Annotated in this window: 18 protein-coding genes; 16 read left to right on the forward strand and 2 right to left on the reverse strand. The window is 67.8% G+C overall.

Annotated features, from left to right (window positions below; all coding sequences use genetic code 11):
• Window positions 1-134 precede the first annotated feature (134 nt).
• From ACP694_RS17795 to ACP694_RS17840, 10 genes are all read left to right on the forward strand, one after another.
• The gene (locus tag ACP694_RS17795; RefSeq protein WP_426014601.1) at window positions 135-1028 is read left to right on the forward strand and encodes an energy transducer TonB; all 894 of its coding nucleotides are present in this window, start codon (window positions 135-137) and stop codon (window positions 1026-1028) included.
• A 14-nt stretch (window positions 1029-1042) separates the two neighbouring features.
• Window positions 1043-2359 carry a Tol-Pal system beta propeller repeat protein TolB gene (tolB, locus tag ACP694_RS17800; RefSeq protein ID WP_426014603.1) on the forward strand — a complete coding sequence of 439 codons (1317 nt, stop codon included), beginning with the start codon at window positions 1043-1045 and terminating at the stop codon, window positions 2357-2359.
• A gap of 198 nt (window positions 2360-2557) precedes the next feature.
• Entirely contained in the window at window positions 2558-3112 is a 555-nt protein-coding gene (pal, locus tag ACP694_RS17805) for a peptidoglycan-associated lipoprotein Pal (protein WP_426014604.1), read from the forward strand.
• A gap of 187 nt (window positions 3113-3299) precedes the next feature.
• Window positions 3300-4136, forward strand: coding sequence for a tol-pal system protein YbgF (ybgF, locus tag ACP694_RS17810; protein WP_426014607.1), 837 nt, complete (start codon window positions 3300-3302; stop codon window positions 4134-4136).
• A 46-nt stretch (window positions 4137-4182) separates the two neighbouring features.
• Window positions 4183-5544, forward strand: coding sequence for a tRNA lysidine(34) synthetase TilS (tilS, locus tag ACP694_RS17815; protein WP_426014609.1), 1362 nt, complete (start codon window positions 4183-4185; stop codon window positions 5542-5544).
• A gap of 76 nt (window positions 5545-5620) precedes the next feature.
• Window positions 5621-7495 (forward strand): ATP-dependent zinc metalloprotease FtsH, encoded by a 1875-nt coding sequence (ftsH, locus tag ACP694_RS17820; RefSeq protein ID WP_426014610.1) that lies wholly within the window; start codon window positions 5621-5623, stop codon window positions 7493-7495.
• Window positions 7496-7757: 262 nt separating this feature from the next.
• Window positions 7758-8570 (forward strand): dihydropteroate synthase, encoded by an 813-nt coding sequence (gene folP / locus ACP694_RS17825; protein WP_426014612.1) that lies wholly within the window; start codon window positions 7758-7760, stop codon window positions 8568-8570.
• 985 nt (window positions 8571-9555) lie between these two features.
• Entirely contained in the window at window positions 9556-10377 is an 822-nt protein-coding gene (gene thiD, locus ACP694_RS17830; RefSeq protein WP_426014614.1) for a bifunctional hydroxymethylpyrimidine kinase/phosphomethylpyrimidine kinase, read from the forward strand.
• Between the two features lie 53 nt (window positions 10378-10430).
• Complete coding sequence (locus ACP694_RS17835) at window positions 10431-10961, forward strand: nucleotidyltransferase family protein (RefSeq protein ID WP_426014757.1); 531 nt, start codon at window positions 10431-10433, stop codon at window positions 10959-10961.
• A 125-nt stretch (window positions 10962-11086) separates the two neighbouring features.
• Window positions 11087-11917, forward strand: a complete 831-nt coding sequence (locus ACP694_RS17840; protein WP_426014616.1) for a PhzF family phenazine biosynthesis protein — start codon at window positions 11087-11089, stop codon at window positions 11915-11917.
• Between the two features lie 122 nt (window positions 11918-12039).
• On the opposite strand, the gene ACP694_RS17845 is transcribed toward ACP694_RS17840, so the two are convergent.
• Complete coding sequence (locus ACP694_RS17845) at window positions 12040-12507, reverse strand: hypothetical protein (protein ID WP_426014618.1); 468 nt, start codon at window positions 12505-12507, stop codon at window positions 12040-12042.
• Between the two features lie 116 nt (window positions 12508-12623).
• Window positions 12624-14504 (reverse strand): ATP-binding protein, encoded by a 1881-nt coding sequence (locus tag ACP694_RS17850; RefSeq protein WP_426014620.1) that lies wholly within the window; start codon window positions 14502-14504, stop codon window positions 12624-12626.
• 169 nt (window positions 14505-14673) lie between these two features.
• Between ACP694_RS17850 and ACP694_RS17855 the strand changes: the two genes are divergently transcribed.
• From ACP694_RS17855 to ACP694_RS17880, 6 genes are all read left to right on the forward strand, one after another.
• The gene (locus ACP694_RS17855) at window positions 14674-15018 is read left to right on the forward strand and encodes a hypothetical protein (protein WP_426014622.1); all 345 of its coding nucleotides are present in this window, start codon (window positions 14674-14676) and stop codon (window positions 15016-15018) included.
• A gap of 57 nt (window positions 15019-15075) precedes the next feature.
• A complete protein-coding gene (locus ACP694_RS17860; protein WP_426014624.1) occupies window positions 15076-15501 on the forward strand; it encodes a hypothetical protein in 426 nt (141 codons plus the stop codon).
• Window positions 15502-15636: 135 nt separating this feature from the next.
• A complete protein-coding gene (locus ACP694_RS17865; RefSeq protein WP_426014627.1) occupies window positions 15637-16812 on the forward strand; it encodes a phosphoserine transaminase in 1176 nt (391 codons plus the stop codon).
• 150 nt (window positions 16813-16962) lie between these two features.
• A complete protein-coding gene (gene serA, locus ACP694_RS17870) occupies window positions 16963-18543 on the forward strand; it encodes a phosphoglycerate dehydrogenase (RefSeq protein WP_426014629.1) in 1581 nt (526 codons plus the stop codon).
• Window positions 18544-18826: 283 nt separating this feature from the next.
• Complete coding sequence (locus tag ACP694_RS17875; RefSeq protein ID WP_426014630.1) at window positions 18827-19192, forward strand: VanZ family protein; 366 nt, start codon at window positions 18827-18829, stop codon at window positions 19190-19192.
• Between the two features lie 145 nt (window positions 19193-19337).
• Window positions 19338-20117 (forward strand): ImuA family protein, encoded by a 780-nt coding sequence (locus tag ACP694_RS17880; RefSeq protein WP_426014632.1) that lies wholly within the window; start codon window positions 19338-19340, stop codon window positions 20115-20117.
• Window positions 20118-20131 lie beyond the last annotated feature (14 nt).

The following is a 20131-nucleotide window of genomic DNA, read 5'->3' on the forward strand; positions in this document are numbered from 1 at the left end:
GGCCCCTTTCTCTCCACTCATCCCGGCGAAGGCCGGGACCCAAGCGGGATTGCCGGTCCGAACTCAGCACGAAACCCCAAGCTCGGCTTGGGTCCCGGCCTTCGCCGGGATGAGTGGAATTGGGGTGGCCCCTCATGAGCCGCCACGACCGCAACAACACCTCGCCCGCCCTGGTCGGCTCGGTCATCCTGCATGGCCTGGTGGTCGCGGCGATCCTGGTCGGCCTGCCGTCGAAGCCGCCCAAGCCGATCATCATCGGCGAGAGCGTGCCGGTGACCCTCGTCACCGCAGGCCCTACCAATGTCCGCCCGGCGCTCGAAGCGCCGCAGGACCAGGTCGCCCAGACCGAGGACCCGGTCCCCGAGGCCGATCCGCAGCCGCCGGCCCCCGTGCCCGCGCCGACGCCGACGCCTGCGCCCGCTCCGCCAAAGCCAACCCCCACCCCGACCCCGACCCCCAAGCCGCCCACGCCAAAGCCGCCGACGCCCCCCAAGCCGGCAAAGCCCGCCAAGCCCGAGCCCGACTTTTTCGCCTCGCTGGAAAAGACCCTGGCCAAGACGCCCAAGGCGGCCGGCAAGCCTGTGGCCAACGCCGCCAAGGGCCCGACCCGCCCGGAAACCGCCACCCAGGCCCGTCCCGGGGCCGGGGCGATGACCGGCCTTCAAGCCGCTGCCATCGCGGGCATGAAGGACGAGATCCAGCGCCGCTGGAACCCCAATTGCGAGGTCGAAGGCGGCGCCAGCGTGCAGGTGCGGGTCGGCTTCAAGCTGCTGCCGTCCGGCCGGATCATCGACAAGGTCACCGCCGACATTCTGACCGGCGGCGGCGCGGTGGGCCGGGTCACCTCGACCGGCCAGTCCAGCAGCAACACCGTCACCGGCGCGGTCGATTCCATGACCCAGGCCGCCGCCGAGCGGGCGATCCGGGCGGTCTATCAATCGGCGCCCTTCGAGGGCTTGCCGCCGGACTATTATGGCCAGCAACTCAATTTGAACTTCAAGGCGCGCGACGCTTGCGCGGCGCGATAGGGAGGACACGACGCATGAACCTCAAGACCCTCTTCTCGAGCTTGGCGACCGCCGCCGTCCTGGCCGTCTCCACGGTCGCGCTCGCCCCGTCGATCGCCCGGGCCCAGATCGAGGTCGATATCGACAAGGGCGCGGTCAAGCCGCTGCCGGTCGCCATCCCGGCCTTCTCTGGGGCCGGCGGCCGCGGGGCCGACATCGCCCAGGTCATCACCGGCAATCTCGAGCGCTCTGGGCTGTTCCAGCCGCTGAACGTCGCCAATGTCGCCGACAAGCTGACCGACGTAAATGTCCAGCCGCGCTTCCCCGACTGGCAGGCGACCGGGGCCCAGGCCCTGATCAACGGCCAGGTGACGGTGGGCGCCGATGGCGTGCTGCGCGTCGACTTCCGCCTGTGGGACACCTTCAGCCAGCAGCAGCTGCTGGGCCTGCAGTTCACCTCCACCGCCGAGAACTGGCGGCGCGTGGCCCACAAGATCAGCGACGCGGTCTATGAGCGGCTGACCGGCGAGAAGGGCTATTTCGACACCCGCGTGGTGTTCGTCGCCGAGAGCGGCACCAAGCTCAATCGCATCAAGAAGCTGGCGATCATGGACCAGGACGGGGCCAACCCGCAGTACCTGACCGACGGCTCCTACATCGTCATGACCCCGCGTTTCTCGGCGACCAGCCAGGAAATCACCTTCATGGCCCTGCGGCCCACGGGCTCGACCATCTATCTACAGAACCTGGAGACCGCCCGCACCGAGACCGTGGGCAAGTTCCCCGGCATGGTCTTCGCACCGCGCTTCTCGCCCGACGGCCGAAAGGTCGCCTTTTCCGTCGAGAAGGGCGGCAACAGCGACATCTATGTGCTGGACCTGCGCACCCGCCAGTCGACCCGGATCACCACCGATCCCTCCATCGACACCTCGCCGTCGTTTTCGCCCGACGGCAGCAAGATCGTCTTCAACTCCGACCGCGGCGGCCAAGCCCAGCTCTATGTGATGAACGCCGATGGCTCGGGCGTGCGCCGCATCTCCTACGGCGGCGGCCGCTACACCACCCCGGTCTGGAGCCCGCGCGGCGACTTCATCGCCTTCACCAAGCAGACCGGCGGCGAGTTCCATATCGGCGTGATGAAGACCGACGGCGGCGACGAGCGCCTGCTGACCACCAGCTATCTGGACGAGGGCCCCACCTGGGCGCCCAACGGCCGGGTGCTGATGTTCTTCCGCGAGGGCCCGGCTGGCGTGCCGAAACTGTGGACCGTGGACATCACCGGCCGCATCCTGCGCCCCGCCGCCTATCAGGGCGCGGCGTCGGACCCGGCCTGGTCGCCGCTGTTGGACTAGGGCGCGATCATCGAAACCTGAGCCGGCGCCGCGCGTTGCCCTTTTGACGTTCATCTGGCGTTCACCTGCCGGGTGAACGAGGTGGCCCTTCGACAATCTGACGCCATTGTGAGGTTCAGGTGGCGTTTTCGAGGGGCGCCACAAAGACTCCGCGCGTATAAAGTATGGGCCTTGGCCGTGGACTTGAGGAGAAACTGGATGAGCTTCGACACCCAACGCGTCGCTAGACTGGCGATGATCGGTCTGGCGGCCGCCTCGCTCGCCGCCTGCGCCTCGCGGCCGAAGCCCCAGGGCCCGGTCGCCACCACCACGCCCTCGCAACCTTCGACGCCGCCCTATAGCCAGCCCACCGGCCCGAACTCGCCGGTCAATACCGGAGCCTTGCCCGGTACGGTGCAGGATTTCGTCATCAATATCGGCGAGCGGATCTATTTCGACACCGACAGCTACGAGGTTCGCAGCGACGCCCAGCCGACGCTCGGCGCCCAGGCCCAGTGGCTGAACCGCTATCCTGCCGTGCGCGTGCGTATCGAGGGCAATGCCGACGAACGCGGCACCCGCGAATACAACCTGGCGCTCGGCGCCCGCCGCGCCAACGCCGTCCGCGAGTTCCTGGTTTCACAGGGGGTCTCGGGCGCGCGCATCGAGACCCTTTCGTATGGCAAGGAAAAGCCGATCGACGGCGGCTCGGGCGACGACAGCTGGGCCAAGAACCGCAACGCCCGCACCGCCATCACCGACGGCGCGCGCTAGATAATCTTGCCCCTTGCCCCTTGCCCCTTCCCCCTTGCCCCTTGATGGGGGAAGGGCCGGGGATAGGGGTACAGCGGCGGTTCAGCCGGGGGGGGCGCGTCACCCCCACCCAAACCTCTCCCATTAGAGGGGGAAGGGCTTTTGTTTTGGCCGCACTTTCGTCCGCAATCAGGGCATAATCGCCGACATGAAGCTGAAAGCCGCCTTGCTGGCCTCCGTCCTGACCCTCGCGATCTTCGCGCCGGTCATGGCCCAGACCCCGATGCCCGACCCGCTGGACGATCGCTCGGCCAAGCGGTTGGAGCGCATGGAGAAGGTGGTGCGCGAGCTGCGCTCGATCGTCTTCCAGGGCCGCGACACCGGCAAGCCGGTGGTCGTGCAGCCCGCCGAGACCGACGCCCAGATCGCCGCCCTGTCCGAAAAGCTGGGCGACCTGGAGCAGACTCTCACCCGGATGAACGGGTCCAACGAGACCCTGACCCATGACCTGGACGAGGCTCGCCGGTCCAGCGACGTCCAGAAGGCCCGCGCCGAGGCGCTGGACCAGCGCCTGGCCGCCCTCGAAAAGCGCCTCGCCGACCAGGCCGCCGCAGCCGTTCCCGCGCCCAGCGCCGCCGCCTTGCCCGCCGCGCCCGGCGACGCGACCGCCGCCTTCAAACAGGCCCGCCAACTGCTGCTGGACGGCGACTATGGCGCCGCCGAGACGGCCTTTTCCGGCTATGTCGAGACCTACCCCGACAGCGCCAAGGCTCCCGAGGCGCGCTATTGGCTGGGCGAGACCCAGTTCGTGCGCGAGGCTTACGGCGACGCCGCTGGCTCCTATCTGGGCGCGGTGCGCGGCTGGCCCCAGACCAGCTGGGCGCCCGACGCGGTGCTGAAGCTGTCGCGGGCCCTGGTGGCCCTGCGCAAGCCGGCCGACGCCTGCAAGACCCTGGACGAGCTGGCCAAGCGCTATCCCAAGGCCCCCGCCGCCCTCACCGCCAAGGCCGCCACCACCCGCGCCCAGGCCAAGTGCGCGGCTTGATCTTTTCCGCTCATCCCGGCATTGGCCGGGATGAGCGGATTTTGGTTTGACCTTCCCCCCCTTCACCGCCGCCTTGGACCGCTGCCTGCGCCCTTCGGCCCCCGCGCCGCTGGCCGTCGGCTTCTCCGGCGGCGGCGATAGTCTGGCGCTGCTGATCCTGACCCTGGACTGGGCCCGCGCCCACGGGCGGGCGGTGATCAGTCTGACGGTCGATCACCAGCTCAACCCCGCCAGCGCCGCCTGGACCGCCCAGGCCGTGGCCAAGGCTCAGGCTTTGGGCGCCAAAGCGTCCGGTTTGTCGTGGACTGGCGACAAACCCGCGACCGGCCTGCCCGCCGCCGCTCGCGCCGCCCGCCACGCCCTGCTGGCCGACGCCACGCGCGAGGCCGGAGCCAGCGTTCTGCTGTTGGGCCACACTCAGGGCGATCTGGCCGAGGCCGCCGCCATGCGCGCCGAGGGCTCGACGGTGTCCGACCCCCGCGATTGGGCGCCGTCGCCGGCCTGGCCAGAGGGGCGGAGGGTGTTCGTGCTGCGACCCTTGCTGGCGGTGGGGCGCGTGGAGCTTCGCGACTGGCTGACGGCGCGGGGCGAGACCTGGCTGGATGATCCGGCCAATGAGGACGTGACCTATGCCCGGGCCCGGGCGCGACGGTTGCTTTCCTCCCCCGAGGAGCGCAGCGCAACGGGGGAGGTGGCGGCGAAGCCGACGGATGGGACGTCCGCCGCCGCTGGCGCCCCATCCGTCACGTCGCCTATTGGCGCCGCGCCACCAACCCCGCTGCACGGGGGAGGAGAAGGCTATCTCATCCTCCCCCGCGACGCCCCCGCCGCCCAGGTCGCCGCCGCTTGCCTGTGCGCCGCCGGCACCGCCACCCCGCCGCGCGGCGAGCGTCTGCGGCGGCTGGTCGATCGGCTAAGGTCCGGTGAAACCTTCACCGCCACCCTGGCTGGGGCGCGGATCGAGGCGGGCGACACCGTCGGCTTCTTCCGTGAACCCGGCGAATCGCGGCGCGGCCCAAGTCCTCCCCCTGTGGGGGAGGTGTCGGCGCAGCCGACGGAGGGGGGCGTGATCCCGCGCCCGACGACTCCCCCCACCGCTCCTGCGGACCGCCTCCTCCTAGGGGGAAGGACCTTGGTTTGGGACGGTCGTTATGAGATCACGGCGACAGAGCCCGGCCTCTCCGTCCGCCCGCTGCAAGGCCTGGCCGCCCGCCTGCCGCCGGCGCAACGCCAAGCCCTGAAAGGCTTTCCGGCCGCTGCGCGCGCCTCGCTGCCGGCCATCGTCGACGCCACCGGACGGGTGACTTGCCCGATCCTTGCAGACACCGATCAGGCGCGAGCGCGTTGTCTTGTCATGGATCGTTTCGGTGCGGCGACGGGCCGTGTCGATCAAGAACCCGCGACATGATATCCCGCGCGTGGCGAAACCGGTCCGACCATCCTATCTTGGAAGGTCAGAGATTATCGTTGGGAAGACAACGCGTATGAATTTCAAGACCCTGGGCATCTGGCTCGCGATCGCGATGGTGCTGTTGGCGGGCTACGTCTTCACCCAAGGCGGCAAGGCCGCCGGCGGCGGCGGCGAGGTCAGCTATTCGCAGCTGCTGCGCAACATCGACAACAACCAGGTCAAGAAAGCCGACATCAGCGGCGACCTGGTCAAGGTCGAGCCGCGCCAAGGCAAGCCCTACACCGTCAACGTGCCGCCCGACTCTCAGGACATGGTCAAGCGGCTGGAAGGCCGCAACGCCGAGATCGTCTATCAGCGCGGCGGCATCAGCCTGCTGGGCATTCTGCTGAACATGCTGCCGATCCTGGTGCTGGTCGGCGTGTGGATCTTCTTCATGCGGCAGATGCAGGGCGGCACCAAGGGCGCCATGGGCTTTGGCAAATCCAAGGCTCGTCTGCTGACCGAGAACAAGAACCGGGTGATGTTCGACGACGTCGCTGGCGTGGACGAGGCCAAGGAAGAGCTGCAGGAGGTCGTCGAGTTCCTGAAGGACCCGGCCAAGTTCCAGCGCCTGGGCGGCAAGATCCCCAAGGGCGCCCTGCTGATCGGCCCTCCCGGCACCGGCAAGACGCTGATCGCCCGCGCCGTGGCCGGTGAGGCCGGCGTGCCGTTCTTCACCATCTCCGGTTCTGACTTCGTCGAGATGTTCGTCGGCGTCGGCGCCAGCCGCGTGCGCGACATGTTCGAGCAGGCGAAGAAAAACGCCCCCTGCATCATCTTCATCGACGAGATCGACGCCGTCGGTCGCCACCGCGGCGCCGGCCTGGGCGGCGGCAATGACGAGCGCGAGCAGACCCTTAACCAACTGCTGGTCGAGATGGACGGCTTCGAGGCCAATGAAGGCATCATCCTGATCGCCGCCACCAATCGTCCCGACGTGCTGGACCCGGCCCTGCTGCGTCCGGGCCGCTTTGACCGCCAGGTCGTGGTGCCAAACCCCGACGTGATGGGTCGCGAGAAGATCATCCGCGTGCATATGAAGAACGTGCCCCTGGCCGCCGATGTCGACGTCAAGACCCTGGCCCGCGGCACCCCCGGCTTCTCGGGCGCCGATCTGGCCAATCTAGTCAACGAGGCGGCCCTGACCGCGGCGCGAAAGAACCGTCGCATGGTCACCATGCACGACTTCGAATACGCCAAGGACAAGGTGATGATGGGCGCCGAGCGTCGCTCGATGGCCATGAGCGAAGAGGAAAAGAAGCTGACGGCCTATCACGAGGGCGGCCACGCCCTGGTGGCCCTCAGCGTCGCCGTCGCCGACCCCGTGCACAAGGCCACCATCGTGCCGCGCGGACGGGCTCTGGGCATGGTCATGCAGCTTCCCGAGGGCGACCGCTACTCGATGAGCTTTGACATGATGACCTCGCGCCTGGCGATCATGATGGCCGGCCGGGTGGCCGAGGAACTGATCTTCGGCAAGGAGAAGATCACCTCGGGCGCCTCCAGCGACATCAGCGCCGCCACCAGCCTGGCCCGCAACATGGTCACCCGCTGGGGCTTCTCCGACGAGCTGGGCACGGTGGCCTATGGCGACAATCAGGACGAGGTGTTCCTCGGCCATTCGGTGGCCCGCACCCAGAACGTCTCGCCCGACACCATGATCAAGATCGACACCGAGGTGCGCCGCCTGGTCAAGGGCGGCGAGGACGAGGCGCGGCAGATCCTGGGCGACAAGCTCGACAATCTGCACGCCATCGCCAAGGCTTTGCTGGAGTTCGAGACCCTCAGCGGCGACGAGATCATCGGCGTGATGAAGGGCGTCCAGCCCACGCGCATCGAGGACGAGAGCAACAAGATGCCGACCGGGCCGGTGGCCTCGGTGCCGGTGTCTGCGGGCGTCACGGCCTAGGATTTCCGGGCCTTCGCGACCTGAGAGAAGCCGGACCGGTTCGCCGATCCGGCTTCTTCTTTTATTGACTGGCAGGCGCCAAAAATCCGCTCATCCCGGCGAATGCCGGGACCCAGATGGAATGACTTTGAGGCTGACGCCAAAAGCGTTGAGCCTGTCCAATCATCCACCCCGCTCGCGGATCTGGGTCCCGGCATTCGCCGGGATGAGCGGATCAAGGGGTGCGCTTCGATGTAGAGCAAACCTGTTCTAGAACGCTCCCATGACCCCCACCCCACACCGCCCCCGCGTCATGGGGATCGTCAATGTCACGCCCGACAGCTTCTCCGACGGCGGCCGGTTCCTGGATCACGCCGCCAGCCTGGCCCACGCGCGGCGGCTGATCGCCGACGGCGCCGACATCCTCGACATCGGGGGCGAAAGCACCCGGCCCGGCGCCACACCCGTCCCTGCCGACGAGGAGATCGCCCGCGTCGCGCCGCTGATCGCCGCGATCCGCGCGGAGAGCGATGTCGCGATCTCGATCGACACGATGAAACCCGCCGTGGCCCGCGCCGCCGTCGCGGCCGGGGCCACGATCTGGAACGACGTCGCCGCCCTGCGTTGGGCAACCGACGCGCCCGAGGTCGCCGCCGAACTGGGCTGCGAAGTGGTGCTGATGCACATGCTGGGCCAGCCGGGCACGATGCAGGACGCCCCGCGCTACGACGACGTCGTCTCCGAGGTCGAGGCCTTCCTGTTGGCCCGCGCCCTGACCGCCATGGCCGCCGGCGTGGCGCGGGAGAAGATCTGGTTGGATCCGGGCATCGGCTTTGGCAAGACGCCCGCCCACAATGTCGCCCTGCTGGCCGCCTTGCCGCGTTTCGTGGCCCTGGGCTACCCGGTGCTGCTAGGGGCCAGCCGCAAGCGCTTCATCGCGGCGTTGGATCCGCTGGGGGCGGCGGCCGGGGAGCGGCTCGGCGGCTCCCTGGCGGCCTGCCTGCACGGCGCGAGCGCCGGCGTGGCGGCGGTGCGGGTGCACGACGTGCGGGAGACCGCGCAGGCGCTTGCGGTTTGGGGGGCGGTTGGATCATGAGTAAAGGTTTCGTCTGCCCCGTCTGCAGCTTCGGCGACGCGGCGTTGGCGCCCTATGATGCTGATGCTTGGTACCAGGAGATCTGCCCGTGCTGCGGCACGCAGTTCGGCTACGACGACTCGACGCAGCCGCATGCCGTCTTACGAGAGGGGTGGATCGTCGCCCGACTCAAAACTCGTGCTGACGACAAGCCAGGGTGACCAACTTGCATCCGTTCCGGGTGGACTTGTAAGGGGCTGGGCATCAAGCAAACGCTCCGTCCCTCCCCCTCGCGGGGAGGGTGGCCCCGAAGGGGTCGGGTGGGGGGACCTGGCCGCATTGAGCGCCGAGCGCCGCAGCCCCACCCCTCGGCTTCGCCGCCACCCTCCCCACAAAGGGGAGGGAAGGAGGGCGAACAAGTTGACGCGAGTGGCCATGAACTAATCTTCAGCGAAATCAACGCTCAAAACTCTTTCAATGTTTTTGACGCTCACCCCCTCTGACCACCCCGATAATGATCTCACCCCATCGCACGGGGAGGGACGTCGGCCGGCGACCTGACGGGCGGTGGGGAGTGGTCGAGCGGGAAGGCTTGGCCGCCGTGTCTTCTTCGGGAGACGCGCCAAGGTCGGTTCGGAGCAGGTTCGCCCCCGCGGCGACAAAACTCCGGCGCCCGGGGCAGGCGGTCTCGCCAAAAGGTACGGGCTGAAATCGCCTGTACGGTCCGGACGGGTTAGCCGCCCTTCCGCCCGCCGGGGGCCCACTTCGGAAGCGGGTTAAGACCCCGCGCTCCGATGGCTCCCGTCTGAAGGCCACGCGAAGCGCTCGTCTTCGTCGAAACGGTATTCAAAACTGCAAATCCTCCGGGCGGAGCCCGGGCGCTTCGCACCCTCCCCATCCATCGCAGCCGCCAGGCGCGTGAGCGCGAAGCCGCGCCTTGTCGCAGAGCCAGTTGAGACGCGTTGTGCGCTACCCCCATCCTCGACTCCCCGCTAGAACCCTGGTCATGACCCAAGCGCCCTCCCATGCCTCCGCCTTCCGGGGCCGCGTGCTCGTCCTCGCCGGATCGGATTCCGGCGGCGGGGCGGGGATCCAGGCCGACATCAAGACCATCACCGCCCTCGGCGGCTACGCGGCCACGGCGATCACCGCCGTCACCGTGCAGAACACCCTGGGCGTCACCGGCGTCCATCCGATCCCGCCGGACATCGTCGAGGCCCAGGCCCGGGCCGTGCTGGACGACATCGGGGCCGACGCCTTCAAGACCGGCATGCTGGGCGACGTGGCCATGGTCGAGACCGTGGTGCGGGTGCTGGCCAGCGCGCCCCAGGTTCCCGCCGTGGTCGACCCGGTGATGATCGCCAAGGGCGGGGCGTCCCTGCTGGCCGAGGCGGCGATCGGCGCGGTCCGCACGCTGATGATCCCCCGCGCCGCGCTCTTGACCCCCAACGCCCCCGAGGCCGCCGCCCTGACAGGCCTGACCGTCGAGACCACCGACGACCTGCGCAGGGCCGGCGAGGCCCTGCTGGCGCTGGGCGCCCAGGCGGTGCTGATGAAGGGCGGGCACGTGTCGGGCGACCGGGTCATCGACCTGCTGATCACGCCCCAGGGCGAAACCAGCTTCGAGGGCGAGCGCATCGACACCCGCCACACCCACGGCACCGGCTGCACCCTGGCCTCGGCCTGCGCCACGGGCCTGGCCCAGGGCCTGAGCCTGACCGAGTCGGTGGCGCGGGCCTGGAACTATGTCCATGAGGCCATGTTGCGCGCGCCAGGCTTCGGGGCTGGGCACGGGCCGCTGGATCACGGCTGGATGGTGCGGAAGTGAGCGCGGACCTCGAAGTCCGCCTCGTCGAGATTATCCGCAACGTCCCCACCACCATGCAGGTGCTGCGGGTGGTGCGCGACCTCCAACTGCCCGACGCCATGGTGTTTTCCGGCGCGGTCTATCAGCCGGTCTGGAACCACCTGACCGGCCGGGCGCCGGACTATGGGATCAAGGACTACGACGTCGCCTATCACGACGATTCCGACACTTCCTACGAGGCGGAGGACGTGGTGATCCAGCGGGTGGCGGCTCGGTTCGAGGAGCCGCTGCGCAGCCTCGTCGAGGTGCGTAACCAGGCCCGGGTGCATCTGTGGTTTGAGCAGAAGTTCGGGGCCGACGAGCCCTATCCCCCCCTGCTGTCCAGCAGCGACGCCCTGAAGCGCTTCGTGGCCACGGCCTTCTGTGTCGGGGTGCGGCTTGAGGCCGATGAGCGCCTGTCGGTCTGGGCGCCGTTCGGGCTGGAGGACCTGTTCGCGATGCGCCTGCGGGCCAATCCGCTGCGGGTGAAGAGCGCGGGCGGCTGGGAGCGCACGACCGGCTCGGCCAAGGGGCGCTGGCCGGAGATCACGGTGGAGGGGGCCTAGGCAAGGCTAGGGACAGGCGCATGCGCCTATCCCCATCAGCATCCACGAACATTGTCCCGCGTGACAATTTTCGAATTGATCAAGGACAGGGGGCTCGCTAGGCCTCGCGAAACAGGAGCTCCGCCATGCGCCAGTGGACCATCGACGCCTTCGCCTCGGGCCCGTTCAAGGGCAATCCGGCCTGCGTGGTCGAGCCGCTGGACGCCTGGCCCGACACCGGCTGGATGCAGACCCTGGCGGCCGAGAACAACCAGGCCGAAACCGCCTTTCTGCTGAAGACCGACGGTCCGGCGCGGTTTGGCCTGCGCTGGTTCACGCCGACGGTCGAGGTTCCGCTCTGCGGCCACGCCACCCTGGCCTCGGCCCACGCCCTGTTTTCCGAGATGAACGTCGAGGCGCCGTTGCTGACCTTCGAGACCCTGGCTGGTCCGCTGACGGTTCGGCGCGACGGCGACGGACTTGAGATGGACTTTCCCGCCGACCCGCCAAGGCCCGTCGAGATCCCGGCGGGCCTGGCGGAAGCCCTGGGCGCGGCGCCGGTCGAGACCCTGGCCGCCGGCTATCTGCTGGCGGTGATGGCCGACGAGGCGACGGTGCGAGGCTTGGCGCCGGATCTGGCGGCCCTGAACAAGATCGGCGGCGAACTGGCCTCAGGTGGTCCAGGCCAGGTGATCGTCGCGGCCCTGGCCGATGCGGGGCGGCCCTATGACGTGGTCAGCCGGTTCTTCGCCCCGGGCTGCGGCATCCCCGAGGACCCGACCACCGGCTCGGCCCACTGCATCCTGGCGCCGCTGTTCAGCGACCGCCTGGGCCGGCGGATCCTGCGCTATCACCAAGCCTACCCTGGCCGGGGCGGCGACCTGGAATGCGAAAACCGCGGCGCACGCGTTCTGTTGCGTGGCCGCGGTTTCACGATGGTCGAGAGCCGGCTGAGGGCAGGGCCAGCGCTCGGTTAGGGCCTAGCCAAGGCGAGGCTAGAGCATTTTTCAAGCGAAGTGGTTCCGGTTCGCGTGAAGAAAAATGCGTCGAAACAAAAGATTAGAGCTCACGGCCTGACGCAGTCAGGTCGGGAAATGCTCTAGTAGCGGCGCGGACCGTCGTCATGACCGCGGCCATAACCGTTGCCGTAGCCATAATCGCGGTCCCGGTCTTGGTCGTGACGCTCGTAGCGGATCTGGGCGCCGATACGGTCGAAGCGACGATCCAGGTCGGCGCGCTCCCAGCCGTTCAGGCCGTCCGAGCGATAGCGGTATTCCAAGCGGGCGGTCTGACGCAGCTCGCCCTTCAGGCGATAGGCTTCGTTGCGGGTCAGGCTGCCGTTGCGGATGCCGATGTCGATGCGCTGATCGAGCCGTGCGACCCGGTCACGGCCGGTGTTCCAGCCGCCGCGATCCTCGGGGCCGCGTCGATCGTCATAACGATCGCGCCGATCGTCGTAACGATCGCCCCGATCATCGTGACGATAGGATTGGGCCATGGCGGCGGCGGGAACGGTGGCGGCGGCGACGGCCGAGACCGCGGCGATCGAAAGCAGGATCTTTTTCATCGTACGGTTCCTCTTATAGATTGTCCGGCGCCCAACGGGACGACGTTGATCTCAAGAAACCACAACCAGCCTGAAGCCGTTCTGAGCCGCTCGTTATGTTGCGTTCAGGTTCGTCATCAGGCCGCGGCCACCTTTGAACCATCCTTGCGGGACGCCGCCACGGCGGTTTCAATGGCGTCGTAGAGCTTGGTCACCTCGATGGGCTTGGCCACGTGGCCGTCCATGCCAGCGGCCATATAGCCCTCGACTTGATGGGCCAGGGCGTTGGCGGTGACCGCCACGATCGGTGTACGCTTGCGGCCCTCGCTGATCTCCAGGCTGCGGATGGTGCGGGCGGCCTCGACGCCGTCCATCACCGGCATGTGGATATCCATCAGCACGATGTCGTGGCCGCCGCGCTTCCAGGCCTCGACGCAGGCGGCGCCATCGGCGACGATCTCGACCTCGGCGCCCAGCGGGGCCAGGACGGCGGCGATGACCTTCTGATTGGTCGGATTATCGTCGGCGGCCAGCACCCGCAGGCGGCGCTCGGACTCGATCGGCGGCGCCGCTGGCTCGACGGGCGGAGCGATGCGGGCCTCGCCGCGGGGCATGGCGACCACGACGGTGAAGGTCGAGCCCTGGCCTTCGCGGCTCTGCACATGCACGCCGCCGCCCATCAGCGCTGCCAGCTCGTTGCAGATCGACAGGCCCAGGCCCGAACCGCCGAACCGGCGAGTTGTCGAGCTGTCGGCCTGCACGAACTTGTCGAACAGGCGCGGCAGGGTCTCGGCGGCGATGCCGATACCGGTGTCGACCACGTCGACGCGCAGGCCCGAACCGTCGTCCGCCGAAGCGAAGCGGACCGAAACCGAACCCTTGAGCGTGAACTTCAGTGCGTTGGAGACCAGGTTGCCGAGGATTTGCCGCAGGCGATCGGCGTCGCCGCGCCACGCGCCCAGGGCCTCGGGGGCGACGAAGACGCCAAACTCCAGGCTCTTCTCGTGCGCCAAAGCGGCGTAGGATTCTCGCATCGACAGGGCCAGGGCCGCCAGGTCGAAGTCGCGTTCCACCAGGTCCAGGCGACCGGCCTCGATCTTGGAGAGGTCCAGCACGTCGTTCAGCACCGACAGCAGCAGGCCGCCCGATTCGCGGATCACCGACAGGCGTTCGCGCTGCTGGGCGTTCAACTCGCCCATGGCCATGACCTCGGTCATCGCCAGCACGCCGTTCAGCGGGGTGCGGATCTCGTGGCTCATATTGGCCAGGAAGTGCGACTTCAGGACATTGGCGGCGTTGGCGTCATCGCGCGCCTTGACCAGTTCGGCCATGGCCCCGCGCAGGTCGTGGTCATTGGCCTCGAGCCGCGAGACCAGATGGTTGAAGCTGTCGGTCAGGCTGTGGAAGACCTCGTCGTCGGCCGCCTGCACGACCGGCTTGAAGCGGCCGTCGGCGGCGACTTCGCGCATGGCTTGCGACAGGCGCTCCATCGGCTTGGTCATGCGACGCGCCAAGCCGTTGGCCAGCAGGATCGCCAAGCCGGCCGAGCCGAAGAACAGCGTGCCGGTGAGGGCCAGGTCGCGGGCCAGGATATCCACCAGGCTGGGGCGGCGGGCGATCAGGGCCAGGGTTCCGACCTGCCGCGAGCCGAGCATGATCGGGCGGACAAGGGTGTCGACGTCCGTGCCGACCGCCCCGACCTGCGCGATGACCTGGGCGTGCATGTCGGTCAGACGCACGGCGGTGACATTGGGGGCCTTGGCCACGGCTTCGAGCGCGCGATAGGCCCCGACGGTGTTGTGATCAGCCATGGGGGCAGCGGCGCCGGCCGCGACCATCTGGGCGAGAATCTCGTGGTTGGCTTGGGATTCCTGCCGCGCCACGCTCCATTGCTGAAGCATGAAGCACAGGCATGCGGCCAGAAGCGCGACCACCGTCGTGGTCAACGCGACGGCCGCGATTCGCGCCTGCAAAGGCGCGTGGGTCGCGGCCCCGGTGCTGCGGCTTTCGTCGATCATTTCGCGTCCCAGGAGATCCTAGAGGACCACCATGCCACCATCTTCCTAACGCTTCGCTTCCAAGACACGACTTTAGCAGCACAAAACAACGTTGACGCGCATTTCTCCATTGCCTTCTTCTTAACTTTTCGTTTACCTCTTTTGTTAGTTTTTCATTAGGGAGATGGGCGTGGAAAAGGTTTTCGTTGCTAAGCGTGTGGCGTCAAAGCTGCACGGAACCGAAGTCGCGATCGATGCGGCGATGGTGCAAGCCGCCGAGCTGATGGCCGACATGGTTCAAGGTCGTAAGGACCTGAAGCTCTCGGCTACCGTCGGCTCCGCCGCGACCGCCAAGGTCATGGCCGCCCTGGCCGCCCTGTCCGACGCCCGCACCGCCATGGTCGAAGCGCACGGCGAAATGGAACAGACCGCCCTGCGCCTGGGTGTCCGTACCAAGATGTTCGGCTTCGATTCCAAGGAAGGGTCGCTTCAAGCGCCCGAAGTGACCGAAGAGCGCTTCTCCGAAGCGAGCTAAGCAATATTGCAATAGTTTAATCCCTAGAGTCTCTAATTCACGTTAGAGACTCTAGGGATGCACATTCAATTCGCCCTCATTCTGGGACTGATCGTCACCTTGACGGTGTGCGGCTTGGCCTGGGCTCGTGGCGCGCCCGCAGAGCGCTGGGGCGCGTTAATCGTGCTAGTGGGCACGATTGTTTATCCCCTGATCCAACTCCTATTGCCGCCCGCCTCGCAGCCAGTGGTCTATCTTCTGTGTGAGGGCATCTACGGCTTGAGCTTCCTGCTGCTCGCCCTGCGCTACGCCAGTCTTTGGCTCGGTGGCGCGATGCTGTTGCAGGCCATGCAGTTTAGCCTGCACGCCTACTATATCGTCGGCGAGCGTCCGCATGATCGCACCTATGGTCTGGTCAATAACCTGAACTCGATCGGCGTGCTGATCTGCATTCTGCTGGGCATCGTCGTAAGCTGGCGCAAGCGCGCGCGCGGCGCAAAATAATTGCCGCACGCGGATGATTCGTTCTCCCCGCGGCAAAATCTCTCCTTGCCTTTGCCAGCGAAACGCGGTCTCTCGCTGGCGGGCCACGCCCCCCCAACGGGGCGCTGTCCATCTGTAAGGATGGGAGACACCGCTATGACCACCCCCCTCGCCAAGCCGGCGATCCGCCCGGCTCGTCCCGAGTTCTCTTCCGGCCCCTGCGCCAAACGGCCTGGCTGGACCCCCGAAAATCTCAGAAACGCCGTGCTCGGCCGGTCGCACCGCTCCAAGCTGGGCAAGGGCCGCCTGAAAGCCGCCATCGACCAGACGCGCGAAGTGCTGGAAGTGCCCGCCGACTTTCTGATCGGCATCGTCGCCGGTTCCGACACCGGCGCCGTCGAGATGGCCATGTGGTCGATGCTGGGCGCCCGCCCGGTGCAACTGCTGGCCTTCGAATCGTTCGGCAAGGACTGGGTCACCGACGTGACCAAGCAGCTGAAGCTGCCCGACGTCGAGGTGCTCGACGCCCCCTATGGCCAGCTGCCCGACATCTCCAAGGTCAATCCGGCCAAGGACCTGGTCTTCACCTGGAACGGCACCACCTCGGGCGTCCGCGTTCCGAACGCTGACTTCATCTCGGCCGATCGGGAAGGCATCACCATCTGCGACGCCACCAGCGCCGCCTTCGCCCAAGACCTGGACTGGACCAAGCTGGATGTCGTGACCTTCTCCTGGCAGAAGGCCCTGGGCGGCGAAGGCGCGCACGGCGTGCTGATCCTGTCGCCCCGCGCCGTCGCTCGCCTGGAGAGCTACACGCCGCCTTGGCCGATGCCCAAGCTGTTCCGCATGACCAAGGGCGGCAAGCTGGTCGCCGACATCTTCGAGGGCGCGACCATCAACACGCCCTCCATGCTCTGCGTCGAGGATGCGCTGGACGCCCTGAAATGGGCCGCCTCGATCGGCGGGCTGGAAGCCATGCAGGGCCGCGCCGACCAGAACCTGGCCGTGCTGGCCGACTGGGTGGCCAAGACCCCGTGGGTCGAGTTCCTGGCGGCGACGCCGGACATCCGCTCCAACACCTCGGTGTGCCTCAAGGTTGTCGATCCCACGATTTGCGCCTTGTCGGACGACGCCCAGGCCGACTTCGCCAAGAAGCTGGCCAGCCTGCTCGAGAAGGAGGGCGCCGCCCTCGACATCGGCGGCTATCGCGACGCCCCGGCCGGCCTGCGCATCTGGTGCGGCGCCACCGTCGAGGCCTCCGACGTCGAGGCCCTGACGCCCTGGCTCGACTGGGCCTTTGCGTCTGTTTCGGCTGAGTTGGCCGCCGCTTAACCTAGCGCTACTCCCCCCTCCGTCGGCTGCGCCGACACGTTCCCCACAGGGGGAGGACTTCGAGATCAGTCCTCTCCCTGTGGGGAAGGTGGTCCGAAGGATCGGAGGGGGGAGTGTCCCCACCAAATTCTCCGCAAGGAACTCCAAATCATGACCGCTCCCCGCGTCCTCATCGCCGACAGCCTGTCCCCCGCCGCCGTCGCGATCTTCACCGCCCGCGGTGTCCAGGCCGACGTCAAGACCGGCCTCACCAAGGCCGAGCTGCTGGAAATCATCGGCGACTATGACGGTCTGGCCGTCCGCTCGGCCACCAAGGCCGACCCCGAGGTCATCGCCGCCGCCAAGAAGCTGAAAGTCATCGGCCGGGCCGGCATCGGCGTCGACAATGTCAACATCCCGGCCGCCACCGCCGCCGGCATCGTGGTGATGAACACCCCGTTCGGCAACTCGATCACCACCGCTGAGCACGCCATCGCCATGATGTTCGCCCTGGCCCGCCAGCTGCCAGCGGCCGACGCCAGCACCCAGGCCGGCAAGTGGGAAAAGAACCGCTTCATGGGCGTGGAGCTGTACGCCAAGACCCTGGGCCTGATCGGCGCCGGCAACATCGGCGGCATCGTCGCCGACCGCGCCCTGGGCCTGAAGATGAAGGTCGTGGCCTATGACCCCTTCCTGTCGCCCGAGCGCGCCGTCGAGATGGGCGTCGAGAAGGTCGAGTTGGACGAGCTTCTGGCCCGCGCCGACGTCATCACCCTGCACACCCCGCTGACCGACAAGACCCGCAACATCCTGTCGGCCGACGCGCTTAAGAAGACCAAGAAGGGCGTGCTGATCGTCAATTGCGCCCGGGGCGGCTTGGTCGATGAGGTCGCCCTGCGCGAACTGCTCGACAGCGGCCATGTGGGCGGCGCGGGTTTCGACGTCTTCACCGAGGAGCCGGCCAAGGCCAATCCGCTGTTCGGCTCCGACCGCGTGGTGGCCACCCCCCACCTGGGCGCCAGCACCAACGAGGCCCAGGAGAACGTCGCCCTGCAGGTCGCCGAGCAGATGAGCGACTATCTGCTGACCGGCGCGGTGACCAACGCTCTCAACAGCCCCTCGGTCAGCGCCGAGGAGGCCCCCAAGCTGAAGCCCTTCGTGGCCCTGGCCGAGAAGATCGGCGCCCTGGCCGGCCAGATGGTCGACTTCGGCATTCTGGCGATCGACATCGCCTATGAGGGCGAGGTGTCCAACCTCAACGTCAAGCCGATGACCTCGGCCGCCTTGGCCGGCATCCTCAAGCCGATGCTGGCCGAGATCAACATGGTCTCCGCGCCCGCCGTGGCCAAGGAGCGCGGCATCACCGTCTCCGAGAGCCGCCAGGAGGTCAGCCCCACCTATGACAGCCTGATGCGCATCACCATCACCACCGAAAAGGGCAAGCGCGCCTTTGCCGGCACGGTGATCGCCGGCGCGCCGCGCATGGTCGAGGTCAAGGGCATGGAACTGGACGCCGGCTTCGCCCCGGCCATGCTCTATATCAACAACCTCGACAAGCCGGGCTTCATCGGCGCGCTGGGCATGCTGCTGGGCGAGGCGGGCGTCAACATCGCCACCTTCAACCTGGGCCGCCTGTCGGCCGACGAAGACGCCATTGCCCTGGTCGGCGTCGATCAGGCGCCGGACGAGGCCCTGCTGGCCAGGATCCAGGCCCTGCCGCACGTCAAGGAAGCCCGCGCCCTGACGTTCTGATCGCCCTGTCCTTCTCCCCTTGCGGGAGAAGGTGGCGGTGTAGCCGCCGGATGAGGGGTCTCTCAGAAGCCTTCGCCGCGTCCAGCCTGACCGCTGGGCGCGGCGGTTTTCGTTGGCGCGACCCCTCACCCGACGGCCTTCGGCCGCCACCCTCTCCCGCAAGGGGAGAGGGAAAAGAGTGCAGATGCCGTGCACTCTGCGAGGGGATGCGGCCAAGGCCCCGCTTGGCCATTTTCAAGCCGCACGGGACCGGCTAGGTGCGAGCGTCCAGCCAGGAGTTTCGATGTCCCTCCGCGCCCGTAAGATCAACCGCCTGATCTTCATCGTCTTCCTGGCCGCGTCGGCCTACGCCCTGGCCCGGGCCCTGCTGCCGGACAATGACAGCATCGGCCTGATCCCCTGGGACAAGGCCAAGCACTTCATCGTCTTCTATGTACTGAGCATCCTGGCAAGCCTGGCCCTGCCGCTGAGCCGCTTGCACCGCATCGGCCTGGTGATCCTGGCGTTCGGCGGGGCGATCGAGATCCTGCAGGCCTTCGTCGGCCGCGACGCGTCGTGGTTCGACCTGTTCGCCGACGCCTGCGGCATCAGCGCCGCGTTCGGTCCGATGCTGGTCAGCAAGTGGTGGAGGACCGAGGCGCGGTTTTAGGACCCACGCCGCCCGCGCTCCCCCCGCCGTGGAAGCCTCGTCTCCTGGCGGCTTCACACGGCCATTTTGACGCACAATGCAGGGCTCCGCTTGACTCTCCAAGTCCGTAAGGCCAGAACAAAAGTGGAACATTGGAGTGTGAGATATGGCCGGGGCGACCGACGCCCTTCCGGCTTTGAGAGCCCAGATCGCCGCCTTGCAAGCGGGGACTCGGACTCCACCTCCCGTCCTGCCATTCGGCGATCCGCGCATCGACGGCTGTTTTCCAGCTGGCGGTCTTCCGCGCGGGGCCTGGCACGAAGTGGGCGGCGCGGGCTTGGGGGAAGAAACCAGCGCGGCCCCGACGGCGTTTTCCGCCTTGCTGCTCCGACCCCTGGCCACCCAAGGCGCGGTGGTCTGGGTGATGCGGCGCGACGACCTGCACGTCCCGGGCCTGGTGAACCTGGGCTTTCCGTCCGAGCGGCTGATCCTGGTCAAGGCCCGCGATGAGGCCGAGGTGCTGGCCGTGCTGGAAGACGCCCTCTCCACGATCGGCGTGGTTGCCGCCGTGGGTGAGGCTGAAGCGCCAGACCTCAAGGCGGGCCGCCGCCTCCAGCTAGCCTGTGAGAAGCGAGGCTCGATCGGCGTGCTCCTGCGTCGAAGACCGTTTGGCGGGCCAGTGGGCAAGATGCGCGAGGTCTCTGGCTCGGCCGCCCAGACCCGCTGGCGCATCACCGCCGCGCCCAGCCAGCCGCCGCCAGGCGACCTTGGCCTGGGCCCGCCGCGCTGGCGGGTCGAACTCGAACGGTGCCGGGGCGGACGTCCCGGGGCCTGGATCCTCGAAAAAGCGGAGGCCGCCCATGGCCCGCATCCTTTCCGTCTGGTGTCGCAACTGGCCGATCACGACGTGGTTGAGGAAGACTCCGAATTTCAGCGGGTCGGGTGAGTCCTCCCCCCATG

The sequence above is a fragment of the Caulobacter sp. DWR2-3-1b2 genome (genome assembly GCF_049896345.1).
Lineage (GTDB): Bacteria > Pseudomonadota > Alphaproteobacteria > Caulobacterales > Caulobacteraceae > Caulobacter.